This window comes from Devosia sp. (genome assembly GCF_041917035.1).
In the GTDB taxonomy this organism is placed as follows: Bacteria; Pseudomonadota; Alphaproteobacteria; order Rhizobiales; family Devosiaceae; genus Devosia_A.
Genome location: NZ_JAYRYM010000045.1, coordinates 1 through 19,867, shown reverse-complemented (window position 1 = coordinate 19,867; position 19,867 = coordinate 1). Strand labels below are relative to the sequence as shown.

At 68.9% G+C, this 19,867-nt stretch carries 18 protein-coding genes; 11 read left to right on the top strand and 7 right to left on the bottom strand.

Annotated elements, in window-relative coordinates; all coding sequences use genetic code 11:
* A partial coding sequence (locus tag ACE3TU_RS07295; protein WP_374622134.1) for a hypothetical protein occupies positions 1–904 on the bottom strand: 904 nt, incomplete at its 3' end.
* Between the two features lie 119 nt (positions 905–1,023).
* On the opposite strand from ACE3TU_RS07295, the gene ACE3TU_RS07290 reads away from it, so the two are divergent.
* From ACE3TU_RS07290 to ACE3TU_RS07265, 6 genes are read left to right on the top strand one after another with little or no spacing between them, the layout of a single operon-like run.
* Positions 1,024–2,328: an aminotransferase class III-fold pyridoxal phosphate-dependent enzyme gene (locus ACE3TU_RS07290; protein ID WP_374622132.1), complete on the top strand. Its 1,305-nt coding sequence runs from the start codon at positions 1,024–1,026 to the stop codon at positions 2,326–2,328.
* Positions 2,329–2,337: 9 nt separating this feature from the next.
* On the top strand, positions 2,338–2,805 hold the full coding sequence (locus ACE3TU_RS07285) for an ureidoglycolate lyase (protein ID WP_374622130.1): 468 nt from the start codon (positions 2,338–2,340) through the stop codon (positions 2,803–2,805).
* 15 nt (positions 2,806–2,820) lie between these two features.
* A complete protein-coding gene (locus ACE3TU_RS07280; RefSeq protein WP_374622128.1) occupies positions 2,821–3,732 on the top strand; it encodes an aminotransferase class IV in 912 nt (303 codons plus the stop codon).
* 25 nt (positions 3,733–3,757) lie between these two features.
* Positions 3,758–4,714: a phosphotriesterase gene (locus ACE3TU_RS07275; protein WP_374622126.1), complete on the top strand. Its 957-nt coding sequence runs from the start codon at positions 3,758–3,760 to the stop codon at positions 4,712–4,714.
* 9 nt (positions 4,715–4,723) lie between these two features.
* Positions 4,724–5,863: a sialidase family protein gene (locus ACE3TU_RS07270; RefSeq protein ID WP_374622124.1), complete on the top strand. Its 1,140-nt coding sequence runs from the start codon at positions 4,724–4,726 to the stop codon at positions 5,861–5,863.
* Positions 5,864–5,897: 34 nt separating this feature from the next.
* Positions 5,898–8,066 (top strand): beta-galactosidase, encoded by a 2,169-nt coding sequence (locus tag ACE3TU_RS07265; protein ID WP_374622122.1) that lies wholly within the window; start codon positions 5,898–5,900, stop codon positions 8,064–8,066.
* A 21-nt stretch (positions 8,067–8,087) separates the two neighbouring features.
* Here the strand turns inward: ACE3TU_RS07265 and ACE3TU_RS07260 are convergent, their stop codons facing one another.
* Entirely contained in the window at positions 8,088–8,882 is a 795-nt protein-coding gene (locus ACE3TU_RS07260) for an SDR family NAD(P)-dependent oxidoreductase (RefSeq protein ID WP_374622136.1), read from the bottom strand.
* Positions 8,883–9,244: 362 nt separating this feature from the next.
* Here ACE3TU_RS07260 and ACE3TU_RS07255 point away from each other — a divergent pair, with 362 nt between their 5' ends.
* On the top strand, positions 9,245–10,279 hold the full coding sequence (locus ACE3TU_RS07255; RefSeq protein ID WP_374622120.1) for a proline racemase family protein: 1,035 nt from the start codon (positions 9,245–9,247) through the stop codon (positions 10,277–10,279).
* 28 nt (positions 10,280–10,307) lie between these two features.
* A complete protein-coding gene (locus ACE3TU_RS07250) occupies positions 10,308–11,570 on the top strand; it encodes an NAD(P)/FAD-dependent oxidoreductase (protein WP_374622118.1) in 1,263 nt (420 codons plus the stop codon).
* A 108-nt stretch (positions 11,571–11,678) separates the two neighbouring features.
* Here the strand turns inward: ACE3TU_RS07250 and ACE3TU_RS07245 are convergent, their stop codons facing one another.
* The 4 genes from ACE3TU_RS07245 to ACE3TU_RS07230 all read right to left on the bottom strand — a co-directional run bounded on the left by ACE3TU_RS07245 (position 11,679) and on the right by ACE3TU_RS07230 (position 14,886).
* A complete protein-coding gene (locus ACE3TU_RS07245; protein WP_374622116.1) occupies positions 11,679–13,118 on the bottom strand; it encodes an aldehyde dehydrogenase family protein in 1,440 nt (479 codons plus the stop codon).
* A gap of 200 nt (positions 13,119–13,318) precedes the next feature.
* The gene (locus ACE3TU_RS07240; protein WP_374622114.1) at positions 13,319–13,525 is read right to left on the bottom strand and encodes a type II toxin-antitoxin system HicB family antitoxin; all 207 of its coding nucleotides are present in this window, start codon (positions 13,523–13,525) and stop codon (positions 13,319–13,321) included.
* Positions 13,525–13,728 (bottom strand): type II toxin-antitoxin system HicA family toxin, encoded by a 204-nt coding sequence (locus ACE3TU_RS07235; protein WP_374622112.1) that lies wholly within the window; start codon positions 13,726–13,728, stop codon positions 13,525–13,527. The genes ACE3TU_RS07240 and ACE3TU_RS07235 overlap by 1 nt, the downstream gene beginning before the upstream one ends.
* 3 nt (positions 13,729–13,731) lie before the next feature.
* Positions 13,732–14,886 (bottom strand): fumarylacetoacetate hydrolase family protein, encoded by a 1,155-nt coding sequence (locus tag ACE3TU_RS07230; RefSeq protein ID WP_374622110.1) that lies wholly within the window; start codon positions 14,884–14,886, stop codon positions 13,732–13,734.
* Between the two features lie 241 nt (positions 14,887–15,127).
* Here ACE3TU_RS07230 and ACE3TU_RS07225 point away from each other — a divergent pair, with 241 nt between their 5' ends.
* A complete protein-coding gene (locus ACE3TU_RS07225; protein ID WP_374622108.1) occupies positions 15,128–15,844 on the top strand; it encodes an SIMPL domain-containing protein in 717 nt (238 codons plus the stop codon).
* Between the two features lie 269 nt (positions 15,845–16,113).
* Positions 16,114–18,474: an OmpA family protein gene (locus ACE3TU_RS07220; protein ID WP_374622106.1), complete on the top strand. Its 2,361-nt coding sequence runs from the start codon at positions 16,114–16,116 to the stop codon at positions 18,472–18,474.
* A 33-nt stretch (positions 18,475–18,507) separates the two neighbouring features.
* On the opposite strand, the gene ACE3TU_RS07215 is transcribed toward ACE3TU_RS07220, so the two are convergent.
* Positions 18,508–19,422, bottom strand: coding sequence for an alpha/beta hydrolase (locus ACE3TU_RS07215; RefSeq protein WP_374622104.1), 915 nt, complete (start codon positions 19,420–19,422; stop codon positions 18,508–18,510).
* Between the two features lie 136 nt (positions 19,423–19,558).
* Here ACE3TU_RS07215 and ACE3TU_RS07210 point away from each other — a divergent pair.
* Positions 19,559–19,867 (top strand): YqhA family protein (locus ACE3TU_RS07210; protein WP_374622102.1); only part of this gene is annotated, 309 nt, incomplete at its 3' end.

Here is a 19,867-nt window from a genome sequence, read left to right as displayed (position 1 = left end):
GTGTCCCGCCATAGCCGTCACCTTCGATGACGACGCGCCCGGGCTGCCAGTCGACACCATCTTCCGAGTGAGCCTCGAGGATGCGCGAGCGATAGCCGGACATGTCGGCCGCGATCGAGGCAGCGGCAAAGTCGGCGCTCAGGCCGCTCGCCACCGCGTCCCTGTCCATGCTGGGGTGGACCGGTGCGGGGGCGCCGGGCGGCCGGTCCTGCCACGCCGAGTAGTAGATCGTCCACGGTGCGCCGGGCAGCACCTCGGCGGCGGTGATGCCGGCACTGTCGAGGTCGCCCTGGCGGTCCGCGAGACGGAGGCCGGGCTCGAAGGAGAAGTCGAGGCCGTCTTCGGTCAGGGCGCTCACCACCGGTGTGCCGATCCGCGCCCCGCCCGCCGGCCCACCCGGTCCGCACTCGGAGCGGAAGCAATAGAGCCGTCCCCTGCCCTCGCCCAACGGCAGGAAACGCGGCGCGCCAACGCCGCCCGCGCTGCCCAGACGGATCCCCGGCTCGATCTCCCAGTGCAGCTGATCATGGGACACCGCGCTGCAAATCGCGGTCGGGATGTCGGCCGGCCCCCGCGCCTCGAAATACATCCGCCAGCGCCCGCCGGCGATCGGCGTGAGGCTCGGGGCCAGGACGCGGAGCGACATCTGCGCCACCGCCGGATCAGGCGCGACGCGGATGCCGGGCTCGGGCCGGAAGGCGAGCCCGTCCTCGGACACGGCGCTGAGGATATAGCCCTGGCAATCGGCAAAGGGCTTGCCGGGGCCGACTGCGGTATAGAACAGGCGATATCCCCCCTCGGGTGCCCGGGTTATGCACGGGGCCTGCACCTTGGAGCGGTCGAGATCGCGGCTGCCGGCGATCCTCGCCCCGGCCTCCTTGTGCCACCGCAGCGCGCTCCCCATGGTCTTTCCTCCGTTATTTCAGCAGCTTAGCAAGCTTGACGGATATCGGGTTATTCTTATAACAATATAGCATTGCGTCAATGGCGGTGAGCATCTCCCGCCGCGAGGGGGATATTTGCATGGGCAAGGGGCAGGACCTCTGGAAGGTGGCCAAGACCGTCATTCCGGGGGGCAACATGCTGCTCTCCAAGCGCCCCGAAATGTTCCTGCCCGATCTCTGGCCGGCCTATTTCTCCAGGGCCGCCGGCTGCCGTGTCTGGGATCTCGACGGCCGAGAATACACCGACATGTCGATCATGGGGATTGGCTGCAACACGCTCGGCTATGGCCGCCCGGAGGTGGACGAGGCGGTCAAGCGCACGGTCGACCTGGGCAACATGGCAACTCTCAACGCCCCCGAGGAGGTCGAGCTCGCCCAGCGGCTGATCGCCCTCCACCCCTGGGCCGACATGGCCCGCTTCGCCCGCACCGGCGGCGAGGCCAATGCCATTTCCATCCGCATCGCCCGCGCCGCCTCGGGCCGCGACGGGGTGGCGCTCTGCGGCTATCACGGCTGGCACGACTGGTACCTCGCCGCCAACCTCGGCAACGAGGAAAAGCTCGCCGGGCACCTGCTCCCCGGCCTCAGCCCGAACGGCGTGCCGAAATCGCTGCGCGGCTCGGTCTTCCCCTTTGCCTACAACGACTACGACCGGCTCGAAGACCTGGTGCGCACCGAGGATATCGGCGTCATCAAGATGGAGGTGTCGCGCAACTACGAGCCCGAGGGCGACTTCCTGCGCCGCGTCCGGCAACTGGCCGACGAGCGCGGGCTGATCCTCATCTTCGACGAATGCACCTCGGGCTTCCGCCAGGCCTATGGCGGCCTGCACAAGATCTATGGCGTCGAGCCCGACATGGCGGTGTTCGGCAAGGCCCTGGGCAATGGCTACGCCGTCACCGCGGTGCTGGGCAAGCGCGACATCATGCAGGCGGCGCAGAACACCTTCATCTCCTCGACCTTCTGGACCGAACGCATCGGCTCGGTCGCCGGGCTCGCGACCCTCGAGGTGATGGGCCGCGAGCAATCCTGGGAGACGATCACGGCGACCGGCAAGGACATCACGGCCCGCTGGCAGGCGCTGGGACGCAAGTACGGCCTGCCGCTCACCACCGCCGGCGTCCCGGCGCTGACCGCCTTCAGCATCAAGGGTCCCAACTGGCTCGCCTACAAGACGCTGATCACCCAGGAGATGCTGGAGAAGGGCTATCTCGCCGGCAACAGCGTCTACACCTGCACCGAGCACACCCCGGCGATCGTCGATGGCTATTTCGAGGCGCTCGAACCGGTCTTCGCGCTGATCCGCGAGTGCGAGGACGGACGCGACGTCAAGACGCTGCTCAAGGGCCCGATCGCCCATGGCGGCTTTTCCCGCCTCAACTGAGAGAGCCAGATGTCCCTGCCCCCGCTCACCGCCGAGGCCCTCGCCCCCTTCGCCACGCTGCTCAAGGCGAAGGACGGCAAGTTCACCGACTTCCCCGAGGTGCTGGAGAAGGGCGATACGCCCGGCCGCCATGCCTTCGCCATCCTCTGCCCGCGGCCCGCGAGCGGACCGACGGTGTCGATCGGCGGCCTCGAGCGACACCCGCATTCGACCCAGAGCTTCGTGCCGCTGACGGCAGGCCGCTGGATCGTGCTCGTCGCGCCCACCCTGCCCGACGGTTCGCCCGACGTGGCCAATGCCCGGGCCTTCGTTGCCGGTCCCGAGGACGCCATCTGCATCGGCCGCAATGTCTGGCATGCCGGCCTCACCGTTCTCGACCGCCCGGCCGAGTTCGGCATGATGATGTGGCGCGCCGACGCCGGCGACGACGGCATCGTCCACGAACTGGCGACGCCGATCACGCTATCCATCGACTAGCATCAGGGGGACGACATGGCACGACAGGTCTATATCTCGGGCAGGATGGTCCCCGAGGCCGAGGCGAAGATCTCGATCTTCGACAGCGCCATCATGCTCGCCGACACGGTGACGGAATCGACCCGCACCTTCCGGCACATCCCGTTCAAGCTCGAGCAGCACATCGAGCGGCTCTACCTGTCGCTGAAGCTCACCCGGATCGATCCGGGGATGAGCGCCGCCGAGATGCTGCGCACCACGCTCGAGGTGTTCGAGGCCAATCTCGACAACTACGCCGCGCCCGAGGACTGCTGGATCGTCCACAACATTTCGCGCGGCATCGCCATCGCCGGCGCCGACCCGACCGTGCAGGTCGGCAAGGCGACGGTGATGATCTTCACCCAGTTCATGGACCTCAAGCCCTGGGCGCGCTTCTACAAGGATGGCTGCCACGGCGTGACCCCGGTCTCGCGCATGGTGCCGAGCCAGTCGCTCGATCCGCGCATCAAGAACCGCAGCCGCCTCGCCTATACCCTCGCCGAGATGGAAGCCAAGCAGGTCGACCCGGCCGCGCAGAGCGTCATCCTCGACCTCAACGGCCATGTCGCGGAGAACAAGGGCGGCAACATCTTCTGCATTTCGAAGGGCGTGCTGAAGACCCCGACCACGGCCAACTGCCTCGCCGGCGTCTCCCGCGCCACCGCGCTCGAACTCGCAAGGAAGCTCGGCATCCCCACCGAGGAGACGGTGCTGCAGCCCTACGATCTCGCGACCGCCGACGAGATGTTCTTCACCTCGACGCCCTACTGCATCATGCCGGCGACCAAGTTCAACAACCTCGCCGTCGGCGACGGCACGGTCGGGCCGATCACGAAGCGCCTGCTCGCAGCCTGGAGCGAACTGGTCGGCATGGACATCGTCGCCCAGGCCGAGGCGCAGATCAACTGAGGGAACACTCGAGCGGAGCCGGCAGATGAGCAGCGGCAGCGTCGTTACCGTCACCGGCGAGATCGACGCCGCGGCGCTCGGGCCCACGCTCGCGCACGAGCACCTCTATTGCGATATCTCCGTGCACTCGGGGCGTGCCGACAACCGGGTCACCGATACGGCGCTGGTGAGCGATGAACTCGGCGCTTTCCTCAGGGCGGGCGGGCGGTCGATCATCGAACTCACCCCCGTGGGCATCGGCCGCGATCCAGTTCGATTGCGCGAAATCAGCGAACGCTCCGGCGTGCAGATCGTCAGCGGCATCGCCTTTTACGACGAGAGCACCTATCCCGATTGGGTCCGGTCGGCCACCATCGACCAGATCGCCGATTTTTTCGTGCGCGAGATCGAGGAAGGCACGCAGGGCGTCCGGGCCGGACTGATCGGCGAATTGGCGAGCCACAACGAACCGGTGGCGAACCCCGCCGGCTATCGCCTGCGTGAGGCCGAGGAGCGCGTCTTCATCGCCGCGGCCCGGGCGCAGCGGCGGACCGGGGTGGCGATCTCCACCCACGCGGCCCTCGGCCGGGGCGGCCACGCCCAGCTCGACGTGCTCGAGCGCCACGGCGCCGACCTGACGCGAGTGGTCATCGGCCACTGCGATGCGCACTGGCACGCCGATATCGAAACCGACCTCGCCTACTACCTGCCGATCCTCGCGCGCGGCGCCTATTGCGAGTTCGACATGGTCGGCTGGACCGAACTGGCGCCCGACCCGGTGCGGGCCGAGCGGGTCGCCGCGCTCGTCGGCATGGGCCATGCGGCGAGGATCACGCTCGCGACCGATACTTGCCGGCTGTCGCAGATGCACCGCAATGGCGGGCGCGGCTACGATCACCTGTGGACCTCGTTCCTGCCCGAGCTCAGGGCGCGCGGCGTCAGCGAGGCGCAGATCCTGAGCATGCTGGTGGATGCGCCCCGCACTGCCCTTTCAGGATCGTAGGGGGCGACCGTGCAGGTGACCGTTCTCGACGATGTGGCCGTCTCGCCTGCCCAACAGCCGGGCCAGCGCTGGGCCTTTGCCTTCCCGACTGCCTGCCAGCTGCGCGACGGCGCGATCCTCAGCGCCTGCCGCCGCGGCACGGAGAAGCACTCGCGCGACGGCGTGTTCGTCGTCCAGCGCTCGGAGGATGGCGGACGGAGCTGGGATGCCCCGGTGACCATTCACGACGGAATGCGCGGCCAGGCGCCGGAATCGGTGCACGCGGGAACGATCGTCGAGGCCGGCGACGGCAGCGTGCTCGCCATGTTCACCGCCGTCGAGACGGGCCATGCCGCCGAGGCCTACATCTTCAGCGAGACCGGCCGGCATCTCGAGCAGCGCTTCCAGGTGGCCCGCAGTACCGATGGCGGCCGCAGCTGGACGCCGGCAGCCGTCGCGACGCTGCCCGGCACGCCGCCGCTGCGCTATATCAACGGCCGGCCGCTGCCGCTCGACGATGGCACGCTGCTCGTCCCGGTGGAGGTGACGACCGAGGCCAGGCTGCAGGCCGTCATGGTCGGTCGCTTCGATCCGGCGAGCGACCGGTTCACGGCGTTCCGGACGGTCGCCGGCGACGCTGCCGGACGGCTGAGCTTCGGCGACCCCAAGCTGCTGCGCCGGCCGGACGGATCGATCCTCATGTGGCTGTGGGCCTTCGTCAACGCCACCGAGGAGACGGTCGCCGCCCATGTCTGCGTGTCGCACGACAATGGCGGCAGCTGGAGCGCGCCCGCACCGGCGCCGATCACCTGCCAGGCGGCAGCGCTGCTCGGATTTGCCGATGGACGCGCGATCGTCGCGGGCAATGTGCGCACGCCGCCCGAGGGGATCCGCCTCTGGGCCTCGGACGAAGGCGGCGCCAACTGGAACGATTCCGCAGCGCTCCAGATGTGGGACGCACGCAGCCACCGGATGCTGGGCGTTCCGATGGCAGCGCGGGCCGAGGCGGCGCGCGACCCGAGCGACGGGAGCCTCTGGGCTTCGCTGCCCGGATTCACCTTCGGCTCCCCCGACCTGGTCGCGGCCGAGGGCTCGGTGAGCGTGCTGACCTACTACGTTGTCCAGGATGGCTTCTCGGAGGTACGCGCATGCCGTTTCGTCACGTCGTGATATCCGGACGTTCTCTTGCGGTGGAGCTGCGCCGATGACCCAAGCCGGTGCCTATCTCTATGGAACCCAGTACTTCCGGCCGCCCAATCCGCCACGGCACGAGCACGCTTTCCATCTGGCCAAGATCAAGAACGAGCTCGGATTCGACATCATCCGGCTCCGGCTGCAGTGGAATGCCATTCATCGCCGCCCCGACCACCACGACTGGAGCGAGTACGACGAGATCTGCGATCACTGCGATCGACTCGGGCTCGGCTATTTCATCGAGACCAGTCTCGAGTCCTCGCCCTACTGGCTGGAGCGGGCGCATCCCGAGGCGCGCTATGTCAGCGCCAACGGGCAGGCGATCGAGCTGGGGCCGTATGACTCGACGCAGCTGGGCGGCTATCCCGGCCTGTGCTTCCACCATCACCCCGTCGAGGAGCACGGGCGGGCCTTCCTCACGGCCCTCGTCGCGCATTTCAGGCACCGCAAGGGCCTTGTCGGCTACGACTGCTGGAACGAACCGCACCTCGAACCCGCCTGGATCTGCAACTACTGGGGCAATACCGGCGACCGGCTGTTCTGCTATTGCGGCGAGACGCGCCGTGCGTTCCGGAGCTGGCTCGCCGACAAGTACGGCGAGGTCGAGGTGCTCAACACGACCTGGGGCCGCGCCTATGGCGAGTGGGACGACATCAGCCCGCCCAACCGACATGGTACCTATGCCGACTGGCTCGACTGGGGTCGCTTCTGGTTCGACTGGCTGCAGGGCCACATGCAGTGGCGCTACGACACCATCAAGGCCGCCGATCCGTCGCGCTTCGTGATGAGCCACAGCGGCGCCGTGCCGCCGTTCCTGCCGCGGGCCAACGCCTTCATCCACAACTGGAAGCTCGCCGCACCCGTCGACATGTGGGGCACGAGCTTTGCGCCCAAGTACCACAACTGGTCGCTGAGCGAATGCGCCGGCACGATGGACGCAACGCGCAGCGCGGCGCGCGGCAAGCCGTTCTGGATCAGCGAGATGAGCGGCGGCTCGACCTATATCCGCGCCTTCAACAAGACGCCGCTGACCCTGCCGAAGGACTACCGCGCCTGGAACTGGCTCGCCGCCGCCTATGGCGCCAAGGCCACCTGCCACTGGTGCTACCTCGAGGAGCGGACGGGACCCGAGGCGGGCTCCTTCGGCCTCGTGCGCGCCAATGGCGAGACCACCGAGCGGGCCCTTGCCGCGGCCGAGACGGCGCGACGCCTGCGCGAGCACAGCGATATCGTCGCCGGCCACACCCCGCGTCCCGAGGTGGGCATCCTCTACGACCCCGACAATTCCATGCAGCTGTTCGCCATGGAGAATGGCGACGAACTCTACACCCGCTCCCACATCGCCTACTACCGTGCCGTCTGGGAGGCGGACCAGGTCGCCCGCTACGTCACTTATGATACGCTCGACGATCTCGCCGGCCTGAAGATCCTCTTCGTGCCGATGTGCCTGACGCTGCCCGAGGCGGTGACGGAGCGGATCGCCGCCTTCGTGCACGACGGCGGCATCCTCGTCGCCGAGGCGCGGACGGGACTGTTCGACGAACGCGGCTACAACCGGCCGAACCTGCCTGCCGGCCGGCTGGCCGAAGTGGTCGGCGCCGTCGAGCTGGAAGCGCTGTGCAGCGACCCCGACAACCGCCCGCCGCTCAACAACCCGACCGGCGAGGGCTGGCCGGACCCGATCTACAACGGCCCCCCGATCGCAATCGCCGATCCGCTGGCGAGTACGCTGCGCGCCCACGGCTACCTCGTGCCGCTCAGGGTGACGACCGGCACGCTGATCGCCAAGTGCCTCGGCCACTGCGTCGGGGTCAGGAACAGCCATGGCCGGGGCACGGCCTACTATTTCGGCACCTACCTGGGTCTCGCGCAGGCCAGGGGCGTGAGCCGGGAGGCCAACCTGATGGCCGCGCTCATCCGCAGGCACGCGCCGCCGCCCGTCTCGGGGACGGCGCTGCGGCCGCGGCTGATCGGCAGCGAGGCCGGCACGCTGCTCGCGGTGTTCAACGACGATCGGTACCATGCCCGGCAGGAGGCGATCACGCTGCCGGCGGGATTTGCCGCGGCAACGGACATCCACACCGGCAGGCCGGTCGCGATCGAGGCCGGAGCGATCCTGGTCAGCGTCGATGCCGAGGACGTCGCCGTCCTCCGCCTGCAGCCGGCGCCGGCCCGCTGAGCCGGAACGGCGCGCGACGGCTCACGGCATCAGCTGGCCGCCATTGACCTCGATGGTCTGGCCGATGATGTAGCCCGAGAGCCGGGCCGAGGCGAGGAACAGGTAGGCGCCGATGCAGTCATCGACCACCCCGAGCCGGGCCTGCGGGATGGTGGCCAGCATCGCTTTCAGCTGCGCCTCGGTCGAATAGCGCTCGTGGAACGGCGTCTCGATCACCCCCGGTGCCACCGCGTTGACACGAATTCCGGACGAAATCAGCTCCTTGGCCATGCCGCGCGTGACGTTGGAGACGAACGCCTTGGAGGAGCCGTAGAGCCCCGCCCCCGGCCCGGCGCCGTTGCGGGCGGCGATCGAGGTGGTGTTGATGATGAAGCCGCCCCGGACCTTGAGGTGCGGGATCGCCGCCCGGCTCGCCGCGATCACCGAGCGGGCATTGAGGTCCATCACCGCGTCGTAGTAGTCGTCGTCCATCTCGCCATACGGCTTCCGTCCGACCATGCCGCCGGCGTTGTTGATCAGTCCGTCGAGCCGGCCGAAGGCGGCCTGCGTCTCGGCCACGGCCCGCTCGAGCTCGGCCGACCTGGTGGCGTCGGCCCTGACCAGCACCACCGTGCCGCCCGCCGCCCTGATCCCCGCCGCGACCGCCTCGGCCTTCTCGGCGCTCTGGTTGTAGTGGAGCCCGACCAGCGCCCCCTGCGCCGCGAAGGCGGCGGCGAGACCGGCGCCGATGCCGGTCGAGGCGCCGGTGATCAGCACCGCCTGTCCGGCGAGATCGGGGATGACGAGCCTGGTCTCGGCCATGGAATACTCCTCCAGCGTGGTCTTCGGTCTGGCCGGAGTGTGCCCGCTTGCGGAGCGTACTTCAATGCCCGCGCTGTCGTCGCCGCCCCGCCCCGCGCCACCACAATGCGGTCACGATGCCGAACGGGCCCGTCCCGCGCCACTTCCTTGAAAGCGCAGCGAGATCATGTCGTTACAAGATATCCCCGATCGACTTCCGCGTCGACTTGTCCCCGCGCGTCGGCCACGCGGGTCATTGTAGCGCGGCGTGCCCCGGCGGGGACAGCCTCCCGGCGGGCGCCGGCGCCAAGGCCATCCTGCATGCAGACTGTCGACAAGGCCGATTGCGGCGCGGACCGACAATGCGTTAGCTGGTGCGCGCAAGGAGGATTCTGCTGATGCGCTGGTCGAAGACCGTCACGCTGGTCGAGGCCCATGCCGAGGGCGAAGTCGGACGCATCGTCACCGGCGGCGTCATCGACGTGCCGGGGGCCTCCATCGCCGACAAGCTCAGGCATCTCAACGAGGTCGACGACAGCCTGCGCCGCTTCCTCGTGTTCGAGCCGCGCGCCGCGGCGCAGATGAGCACCTGCCTGATCTTTCCCCCGACCCGGACCGACGCCGATATCGGCTTCATCATCCTGCAGGGCGACAAGGCGCACGCGATGAGCGGCTCGAACAGCATCTGCCTGACCACGGTGCTGCTCGAGACCGGCATGCTGCCGATGACCGAGCCCGAAACCATCGTGCGCATCGACACCGCCTCCGGCCTCGTCACCGCCCGCGCCAACTGCCGCAACGGCAAGTGCGAGCGGGTGACGCTGACCATGAATCCCTCCTGGGCCGAGCGGCTCGACGCGGTGGTCGAGGTCGAGGGCTATGGTCGTGTCACGGTCGACATCGGCTATGGCGGCATCTTCTACGCGCTGATCGATCCCGCCCAGCTCGGGCTCGAGATCCGGCCCGACGAGGCCCGCCGGCTGGTCGCCGCCGGCAGCGCCATCCATCGCGCCGTCAATGCCCAGCTCGACATCGCGCACCCCGAGATCGCTGCGATCAAGGGCATCAGCTACACCATGTTCGTCAGCCACAACGCCGCCGGCGAACTGAAGGGCGCGACGATCATGCCACCCGGCCGCATTGACCGCTCGCCCTGCGGCACCGGCAACTCGGCCCGCCTCGCGGTGGCGGCGGCGCGCGGCCTCGCCAGGCCCGGCGACCGCTTCACCGCTCGCTCGATCATCGATTCGAGTTTCGAGGTCACCTATGCCCACGACACCACCGCCGCGGGACGCCCGGCGGTGCAGCCGATCATTTCGGGTCGCGGCTGGATCCACGGCATCCACCAGATCGGCGTCGACCCGACCGACCCCTATCCCCTCGGCTACTCGGTCTCCGATACCTGGGGCGACGCATTCGACCTGATGAACTGACGCGAAGAACTGACGCGGTGAATTTGACATGGCCAACCGCCCGCTCCCCCTCGGCTCCAGCATCGCCATCGCCGGCGCCGGCATCATCGGCGCCAGCGCCGCCTTCGTCCTCGCCGAACGCGGCTATCGGGTGACCCTGATCGATCGCGACGAGCCAGGTCTCACCGGTCCCAGCTGGGGCAATGCCGGCCACGTCGTCGGCTCCGGCATCTTCCCGCTGGCCGAGCCGGGTATCGGCTTCACCGGGATGAAGATGCTCGCCGACCCCGACGCGCCCTTGAAGGTACCGGCCGAGTATCTGCCCGCCATCATGCCCTGGCTCTGGCGCTTCTGGCGCGCGAGCTATGGCGACGCCTACGAAACCGCGCTCAAGGCGTTGATTTCGTTCAATCGTGCCGCCGTCGAAGAGAGCATTGCCCTGTTCCAGCGTGCCGGCATGCCCGAGCGCATCCGGCACGACCCGGCGCTCTACCTGTATGAGAGCGAGGCCAGCTACAGCGCGGCGCTGCCGCACTGGAAGAAGCGCCAGCAGGTCGACCTGCACTCCACCCACGTCGACGCCGACGAGATCGCCCGGCTAGAGCCGGACCTCGCGCCGATCTTCGTGCGCGGTGTCATCAGCCACGAATGGGCCATCGTCACCGACCCCTACGAGGTGGTGCAGGGCTATGTCGAGGCGGCGCGCGAGCGCGGCGTGACGATCGAACGCGGCCGCGTCGAAGCCGTAACCGGCCGCAGCGGCGGCGTGTCGGTGACCATCGGCGGCGAAGCCCGCGCCTTCGACGCGGCGCTGATCGCCGCCGGAGTCTGGTCGCGCGAGCTGGCGCAGGGCCTCGGCGAGCCGCTGCCGGTCGAGGCCGAGCGCGGCTACAACCTCACCTATCCCGCGCCGAAGGCGACGGTCCGGCGCCCGCTGGTGCTGGCCGATCGCGGCGTGGTGGTGACGGCGCTCAAGCCCGGCCTGCGGCTGGGCGGCTGGACCGAACTGGGCGGCACGAAGCTCCCCCCCAATCCGTCGCGCTGGGCGAAGATGCGACAGATCACCGACGCCGTGCTCCCCGGCCTCGAGGGCGCGCCGGCGACCGAGTGGATGGGGCACCGGCCCTCGATGCCGGATTCGGTGCCGGTGGTGTCGCGCTCCGGCAAGCACCCCGCGATCTTCTACGCCGTCGGCCACGGGCACTACGGGCTCAGCTGGTCGGCCAAGACCGCCCGCGTCGTGGGCGAACTGGTCGCCGACGCGACCGACCAGCGCTATGCGGCGCTGTCGATCAGGCGGTTCGGCCGATAGGGAGACAAACCCCTCATCCGCCCTTCGGGCACCTTTTCCCGCAAGGGGAGAAGGCATTCCCGACAATGATCCGGATCAGGACCAGGGCGACTGCTTCGGACCGCCCTATCACCCCGCGGCAGTATACGCCGTCTTCACCTGGGTGAAGAATTCCGCGGCGTACCTGCCCTGCTCCTTGGGACCGTAGCTCGAGCCCTTGCGGCCGCCGAACGGCACGTGGAAATCGACGCCGGCGGTGGGCACGTTGACCATCACCATGCCGGCCTCGGCGTTGCGCTTGAAGTGCGTGGCGTACTTGAGCGAGGTGGTGACGATGCCGGCGGAGAGCCCGAACTCGGTGTCGTTGGCGACCGACAGCGCCTCCTCGTAGTCCTTGACCCGGATCACCGCGGCGACCGGCCCGAAGATCTCCTCGCGGGCGATGCGCATCTGGTTGCTGACCTCGGTGAACAGCGCCGGCTGCAGGAAGAAGCCTTCGGTCTCGCGGTTCAGCCGCTGCCCGCCGACGCGGAGCCGCGCGCCTTCCTTCTGGCCGATGTCGATATAGTCCAGGTCCTGCTTGAGCTGGCCGGCATCGACCACCGGACCGATCTCGGTTTCCTTGGCGACGGCGTTGCCGACCCTGAGGTTCTTGGTGCGCTCGCACAGGGCATCGACAAAGGCGTCGTGGATTCCCTCGGTGACGATGACGCGCGAGGTGGCGGTGCAGCGCTGCCCGGTCGAGAAGAACGCCGACTGCGCCACGGTTTCCACCGCCACCTTGAGGTCGGCATCGTCGAGCACGATGGTCGGGTTCTTGCCGCCCATCTCGAGCTGGAACTTGCGCATGTGCCGGACGCTCGACTCCGCCACCCGCCGCCCGGTACCGACCGAGCCGGTGAAGGTCATGCCGGCGAGGTCCCTGGAATCGAGCATGGCCTGGCCGACCACCGAGCCCTTGCCCATCACGAGGTTCAGCACCCCCTTGGGCAGGCCGGCGCGCTGCAGGATGTCGACGATCGCCCAGGTGCTGCCGGGAACGAGATCGGCCGGCTTGATCACCACCGTATTGCCGTAGCAGAGCGCCGGCGCCACCTTCCAGGCCGGGATGGCGATGGGGAAGTTCCACGGCGTGATGATGCCGACGACGCCGATCGCCTCGCGTGTCATCTCGACGCCGATGCCCGGACGCACCGACGGGACGCTTTCGCCCGAGAGCCTGAGCGCCTCGCCGGCGAAGAACTCGAAGATCTGCCCGGCGCGGGTCACCTCGCCGATGCCTTCGGCCAGCGTCTTGCCCTCCTCACGGCTGAGCAGATCACCCAGCTCGGCCTTGCGCGCGAAGATCTCGTGCGCGGTTTTCGAAAGGATTTCCCAGCGCTGCAGGATGCCCGAACGCGACCAGGCCGGGAACGCTGCCCTGGCCGCCGCGATGGCATCGAGCGTCTGCTGCGCGGTGGCCCGGGCATAGACCCCGACCACCTCGGCCGTGTTGGACGGGTTGATGTTCTCGGCGCCCTCCCCGCCCACCCACTCGCCGTCGATGAGGTTCTTGTGCAGTTCGGTCATGGTGGCGTTCCTTTGCGCGGTGTGCTCAGGGCATTGCCCGAGAGATTCTCACGGAGTCATTCCCGCGAAAGCGGGAATCCCGGTTGTGGTGGTCGTCGGACGCTCGGAAACGGGGATTCCCGCTTTCGCGGGAATGACAGCGAGCGTGGGGCAGGAGTTCAGTGCGGCACGGCGTCTTTCCTGTCGGCGGCTGGTAGCGTCTATGCCTCAATGTACTCGGCGATGGCACTGGGTTCCGGTGCCACCAATCCATCTTCCTTGAGGCCTTCGACGTGCAGCCGGATGGCCTCGCCGATCTCGGCCTCGACCTCGGCGACGGTCGCGCCAGTGGCGATGCATCCAGGCAGGTCAGGCACATAGGCGGAGTAGTTCCGGTTGGCCTTTTCGATGACTACTGCATAGCGCATCAACGTGTCTCCTTCAGGCCGGACTGTTTGAGAATGCTGTTCAGGGTACCCGGCGCCACATCGTCGCCTGGCTTACCCGCGACCGTCACGCGCCCACTCTTGCTCACATGCTTGAATTGGCGATGGCTGCCGCGCATTGCAACCAGATACCAGCCATCGGCCTCCAGCATCGCCAAGATTTCCCTGACCTTTGTCGTCGACATCCACTACAGCAGCCCCGCCTTCGCCAGGTCGCGCAGCAGGTGGCTGGCGCCGTAGGTCCAGGGGGCGGCCTCGGTGGCGAGGCGGACGGTGTTGGAGAGCGTGCCCAGCGACGGCGTCGAGATCGAGACGACGTCGCCCGGCTTGTGGGTGAAGCCCTTGCCGGCGCCGCCGCGGTCCTTCACCGGGGCGAACATGGTGCCGCAGTAGAGCACCAGGCCGTCCGGATATTGGTGATGCCGGCCGATCGCCGAGGCGACCAGCGATTCCGGCGAGCGCGAAATCTGGCTCATCGAACTCAGGCCCGTGAGCTCGAACCCGTCCTCGCCCCTGACCTCGAGCCCGATATCGGCGGATTTCACCGTCTCGATCGTGAACGCGCCGTCGAACAGCCGGATGAAGGGGCCCAGCGAACCCGAGGCATTGTTGTCCTTGGCCTTGCCGAGCAGCAGTGCCGAGCGCCCTTCGACATCGCGCAGGTTGACGTCGTTGCCCAGCGTCGCCCCGACGATGCGGCCCGAGGAGGCCACCACCATCGCCACTTCCGGCTCGGGATTGTTCCACTCCGAGATTGGCAGCACGCCGACATCGGCGCCGTAGCCGACCGTCGCCATCGGCTGGCTCTTGGTGAAGATCTCGGGGTCCGGGCCGATGCCGACCTCGAGATACTGGCTCCACACGCCGCGCGAGATCAGCGTCTGCTTGACCTGCATGGCCGCGTCCGAGCCCGGCACCAATTGGCTGAGATCGGTACCGATCAGGGCGAGGATATCCTGGCGCAGCGCATCGGCCCTGGCCTTGTCGCCGCGCGCCTGCTCCTCGATCACCCGCTCGAGCAGCGAAACGACGAAGGTGACGCCGGCCGCCTTCACCGCCTGCAGGTCGATCGGCGACAGCAGCGAAGCGGCGGCCGGATCGGACGTGGCCGACCAGGAATTGGCGAGCACGGCATCGAGCGCGCCGACAGCGGTGCCGGGAGCGGCCGCCACGTAGGCGGCAGGATCGGGGAGTTCGGCCACGTCGCGCGACGTCGGCGCGGCCCCGGCGGTGATGTCGATCACCTGGCCGTCCCGCACCGTGACGAGGCGCGGATAGGCAAAGCCGGGCACCCGGGCACGCCCGAGCAGGATACCTTCGTTCGGCACGATCGGATTGGCCACCGCACGCTCCCCCCTGTTGCGACGCGCTACCTAACCCGCAGCGCCGGCCCCTGTCCAGCCGAGCACGAGGTACGTACGTCGCACTTTCGGGCAAGGCGCGACCAAGCTCTCGGGCGGCCGCGGCGTCCAAGCTCCAGACGGCAAAGTTCGCGGCGATGTTCAAGGCCCGTTCAGCCTTGCCGCAATAACACCCCATTCGGCTCGGCTATGTGCCGGCCATCACGACCAAGGAGTATTGCCCATGCGCATGTTCGTCGCCCTCGCCCCCCTGCTGCTGGCCGCCGGGCTCGCGACCCCGGCCCTCGCCGCCGACGAGGCCACCGTCTCGATCAACGGCGTGGGCGAAGTGACCGCCGCCCCCGACACCGCGCTCGTCACCTCCGGCGTGACGACGCAGGGCGCCACTGCCCGCGAGGCGCTCGACGCCAACACCGCCGCGATGGCGCAGCTGATCGACACGCTCAAGGCCGCCGGCATCGAGGAGCGCGACATCCAGACCTCGGGCTTCTCGGTCAATCCCAACTATGTCTACTCGGACGCGCGCGACGCCAATGGCTACTCGCTGCCGCCGCGGATCAACGGCTACGTCGTCTCCAACACGGTGAACGTGCGTGTGCGGGACCTCGGCAAGCTCGGCACCATGCTCGACCAGGCGGTGACGGTGGGCGCCAACACCATCAACGGCGTGAGCTTCTCGGTCGCCGATCCCTCGGCGCTGTACGAGGCGGCGCGCAAGGCGGCCTTCGCCGATGCCAAGCAGAAGGCCGAGCTCTATGCCGCTGCCGCCGGGGAGGAACTGGCGGGCGTCCGCACCATCTCCGAGCAGCAATCCTACGGGCAGCCCGAACCCTACATGATGAAGACCATGGCGGCCGACATCGCGTCCGCCCCGGTGCCGGTGGCCGGTGGCGAGCTGAGCTTCGTCATCAACGTGCAGGTCACCTGGGCCTTCGAATAGCCGGAGGATCGGCCGGCCGGACCGGGTCCGACCGCCTCCTCGCCGCTGGCGGATGCCGCAACCCCGCCGGCGGCGCTGACGCGCGCCCTCCGTACGCCGCGCCCCACTGGCGCCACGATTCGTGCGTCCTGTCCGTCCGGGTGGAACCGCCGGCCGGCCGGGGCGTTGATGTGGCTCCGGGCCGCGGGCGTAGTGGCCGGCCGTTCAGCCCCGGTTCAGAAAGCCCGCGTCACTGCTCGACCAACTGTCTTCAAAGAAGGAAACACCCCATGCGCCTACGGAACTGGCTCCTGACTGGCACCAGTCTCGCGGTCCTCGCCTTTGCCCCGGCTGCGGCCCGGGCGCAGGATGCCGGGCTGACCGCGGCCTTCGAGGCCTATGTCGCGGCGCAGAGTTCCGGCGATGCCGCCGCCACGGAGGCGGCGCTGCAGGGCCTGACCGAGGCCTGCATCGTCGCCGGTTTTGCCAGCATCGATGACTGCGTCGCCGCGCTGCAGGCCGGCGGCAACGCGCTCGAGGACGGCGACGCCGCCGCCGCGCAGGCCGCTGCCGAGGCACAGGCCGCCGCCGAGGCACAAGCTGCCGCCGAGGCCGAGGCCGCTGCGCAAGCAGCGGCAGCGGCAGCGGAGGCCGAAGCACAGGCGGCTGCCGAGGCACAGGCGGCCGCGGAAGCCGAAGCGCAGGCACAGGCAGCGGCCGAGGCGGAAGCCCAGGCTGCGGCCGAAGCCGAGGCCCAGGCTGCTGCCGAAGCCGAGGCCCAGGCTGCTGCCGAAGCAGAGGCGCAGGCCGCCGCGGAGGCCGAGGCGCAGGCTGCCGCCGAGCAGGCACAGGCCGCCGCCGACGCCCAGGCCAAGTTCATCGCCGATCTCAATGCCGCCATCGCCGACTACCAGTCGGCGCTCGATCAGGCGGCGGCGGGCGACTACGCGGGCGCCAAGCCGCTGGCCGACGATGCCGAGGCGCGCATGCTGGAACTCTGCACCACCAATGGCTACCCGGACATCAAGTCCTGCATCGGGCAGGACCTGCCGCCGCTGCCGGTACCGGAAGCGCCGGCCGCCGAGCAGCCGGCTGAGCAGCCGGCGGAACAACCCGCCGAACAGCCCGCGGAACAGCCGTCCGAACAGCCCGCGGAACAGCCTAGCGAGCAGCAGCCCGAGGCCGGCGCCAATGCCGAGCTCGAAGCCCAGCTGCTGACGGCGGTCGAACTCTACAATGTCGGCGTCAACCAGCTCGACAGCGGCGATGCGGCCGGGCAGTCCACGGTCGAGGCGGCCAACAACCAGTTCGCCCAGATCTGCGCCGCGCTCGGCTTCCCCGACGTCGCCGCGTGCCTCGCCCAGTACGGCATCGAACTGCCGCCGCTGCCCGCCGCGCCGGCGCAGCCCACCCAGCCCACCGAGACGCCGGTCGACGAACTGCCGGGCGCCGATGAGGCGGTCACCCCGGAAGCCACCGAAGTGCTGCCCGAGACCGTCGCTCCGGAAGAGGCCGCGCCGGTACTCGACAGCGCCAAGGACGCCACCGAGGAGAGTCCGGCCGCGCCGGTGGTCGAGGAGCCGGCTGCCCCGCCGCCGGCCGACGACGCCGCCGCCCAGGCCGACATCGCGCCGACCGAGCCGGTCGCGCCGCTGGCCGAAGTGAAGGGCGAGGCCGTCGAGTCGTTCGACCTGCCGGACTTCGTCGTGCCGCAGGACGTCACGATCATCAACAACGTCACCAACATCACCAACAACACCACCATCGACAACGGCGATGACGGCAAGCCGGCGAAGCCGAACTACACGAACTCGGGCTTCATCTTCCAGATCGGCGTCAATCTGGTGATCTCGAACCCGGCCCAGGACTTCGACCGGATCAGCGACGACGACGAGGACGAGGTCTACTACGAGCGGCTCGGCAATGGCCGGGTCAAGGAGACCATCGTCCGGCCGAACGGGGTGCAGATCGTCACCATCCGCAACCGCTATGGCGAGGTGCTGAAGCGCTCGCGCATCATGCCCGATGGCCGCGAGTACATTCTCGCCTGGTACGAGGAAGACGAGGACGAGGACGACTTCTTCGACTGGCGCGACCCGGGCCTCGACCTGCCGCCGCTCCGCCTCACCATCCCGATCCGCGACTATGTGCTCGATGCCGACGACGCGGACGAGGACGAGGTCGAGCTGTTCTTCCGCGAACCGCCGGTCGAGAAGGTGCGCCAGATCTACTCGATCGACGACGTCAAGCGTTCGGCCCGCATCCGTGACTCGGTGCGTCGCATCGAGGTCGGCGGGCTGACCTTCGACTCGGGTGCCGCGACCATCTCGCGCAGCCAGGTCGGCGCCCTGAGCAAGGTGGCCAACGCCATGCTGAAGATGCTCGACGACAACCCGGCCGAGACCTTCCTGATCGAAGGCCACACCGATGCCGTCGGCTCGAATCGCGCCAACCTGGTGCTGTCCGACGCCCGCGCCGCGACGGTCGCCCGCATCCTCACCGACTTCTACGGCGTGCCGCCGGAGAACCTGGTGACGCAGGGCTATGGCGAGCGATACCTCAAGGTGAAAACCGAGGCGGCCGAGCGGCTGAACCGCCGCGTCTCGATCAAGCGCATCACGCCGCTGATCACGCTCGCCGGACAGGACTGAGCGCTGCCGGCAGGACGAACGCGCGGGCCGGGGTCACCCCCCGGCCCGTTCGCTTTCGGCATCGGCGAACAGTGCCTTGACGAAGCTGCCGATCTCGTCGACCGCCTGCCGCGCCTCCGGAATGCCGGTGCCGGCGGCGTGGAAGACGTGCCACATGCCCTCGAAGATCCGCAGGCTGACCGTCACGCCCGCCTCCCGCGCCCGCTGCGCGAACACGCGGCTGTCGTCGAGCATCACCTCGTCGCCGCCGACATGGACGAGCAGCGGCGGCAGGCCGGACAGATCGGCGAACAGCGGCGACAGCATCGGATCGGCCGGATCGCGCTCGCCGGCGTATTCGCGCCCCGCCTGGCGCAGCGCGTCGCGGGTGATGACCGGATCGAACTTGCGCAGCCGGGTGTAGCTGCCGCCCGAGCAGGTGAGATCGGTCCAGGGCGCCAGCAGCACGGCACCGAGCGGCAGCGCCGCCCCCGCCTCGCGCAGGGCCAGCAGCAGCGACAGCGCCAGCCCGCCGCCCGCCGAGTCGCCGCCGACGACGATGCGGTCGGCCGCGATCCCCTGCCCGATCAGCCAGCGGTAGGCGACCAGCGCATCCATCACCGCTGCCGGATAGGGATGCTCGGGCGCCAGCCGGTACTCGGGCGTCAGCACCCGCATGTGGGTGACGCGGGCGAGGTCGGCGACGAGGCGCCGATGCGTGCGCGGCGAGCCGTTGTGGTAGCCGCCGCCGTGCAGGAAGAGCAGCACCCGGTCCGGCCAGGCATGCGGCATCTGCATCCATTCGGCCGGCACCTCGCCGGCCATTGCCGGGGTGAAGCGCGAGCCGCGCGGCAGCACCTGCGCGCGGGCCTCGAGTTCCCAGTCGCGGCGGCGCTGCGCCAGCGGCCGCTCCGGCGGCCTGTGGGCGAGCATGCGGGCGAGTTCGTCCCGCGCTTCCTGGCTGATCATCGTTGTCGTCCCTCTCCGGCGTGCCTATGTGGACCAAACCGGCAACCCGGCGCAATGCCGACGCAGGCCGCGCGCGGGCCCTTGCCTCGTGCGCGGATTTGAGTATCCCTCGGGTGTCGACCGATCAGGAGCCAGCATGCCCAAGCGCCTCGAACTCGTCATCGAAGCCGTGATCCTCGCCTCGCGCTGGCTGCTGGTGGTGTTCTATCTCGGGCTGGCGCTCGCGCTCGCCATCTACGCCCTGACCTTCGGGGTGAAGCTGTGGGATTTCGTCAGTCACGTCTTCGACATCGACGAGGCCGACGCCATTCTCAAGATGCTCGGGCTGATCGATGCGGCGCTGGTCGCGAGCCTCGTCGTCATGGTGATCATCTCGGGCTACGAGAACTACGTCTCCCGTTTCGACGACGAGGGAGCGGTGCACTGGCTGGGCGAGATCGACGCC

Coding starts and splice junctions, on each gene's coding strand:
- ACE3TU_RS07220 (WP_374622106.1), top strand. CDS start 16,114: ATGCGCCTACGGAACTGGCTCCTGACTGGCACCAGTCTCGCGGTCCTC.
- ACE3TU_RS07290 (WP_374622132.1), top strand. CDS start 1,024: ATGGGCAAGGGGCAGGACCTCTGGAAGGTGGCCAAGACCGTCATTCCG.
- ACE3TU_RS07240 (WP_374622114.1), bottom strand. CDS start 13,525: ATGCGCTATGCAGTAGTCATCGAAAAGGCCAACCGGAACTACTCCGCC.
- ACE3TU_RS07225 (WP_374622108.1), top strand. CDS start 15,128: ATGCGCATGTTCGTCGCCCTCGCCCCCCTGCTGCTGGCCGCCGGGCTC.
- ACE3TU_RS07255 (WP_374622120.1), top strand. CDS start 9,245: ATGCGCTGGTCGAAGACCGTCACGCTGGTCGAGGCCCATGCCGAGGGC.
- ACE3TU_RS07275 (WP_374622126.1), top strand. CDS start 3,758: ATGAGCAGCGGCAGCGTCGTTACCGTCACCGGCGAGATCGACGCCGCG.
- ACE3TU_RS07245 (WP_374622116.1), bottom strand. CDS start 13,118: ATGACCGAACTGCACAAGAACCTCATCGACGGCGAGTGGGTGGGCGGG.
- ACE3TU_RS07280 (WP_374622128.1), top strand. CDS start 2,821: ATGGCACGACAGGTCTATATCTCGGGCAGGATGGTCCCCGAGGCCGAG.
- ACE3TU_RS07235 (WP_374622112.1), bottom strand. CDS start 13,728: ATGTCGACGACAAAGGTCAGGGAAATCTTGGCGATGCTGGAGGCCGAT.
- ACE3TU_RS07265 (WP_374622122.1), top strand. CDS start 5,898: ATGACCCAAGCCGGTGCCTATCTCTATGGAACCCAGTACTTCCGGCCG.
- ACE3TU_RS07250 (WP_374622118.1), top strand. CDS start 10,308: ATGGCCAACCGCCCGCTCCCCCTCGGCTCCAGCATCGCCATCGCCGGC.
- ACE3TU_RS07285 (WP_374622130.1), top strand. CDS start 2,338: ATGTCCCTGCCCCCGCTCACCGCCGAGGCCCTCGCCCCCTTCGCCACG.
- ACE3TU_RS07215 (WP_374622104.1), bottom strand. CDS start 19,422: ATGATCAGCCAGGAAGCGCGGGACGAACTCGCCCGCATGCTCGCCCAC.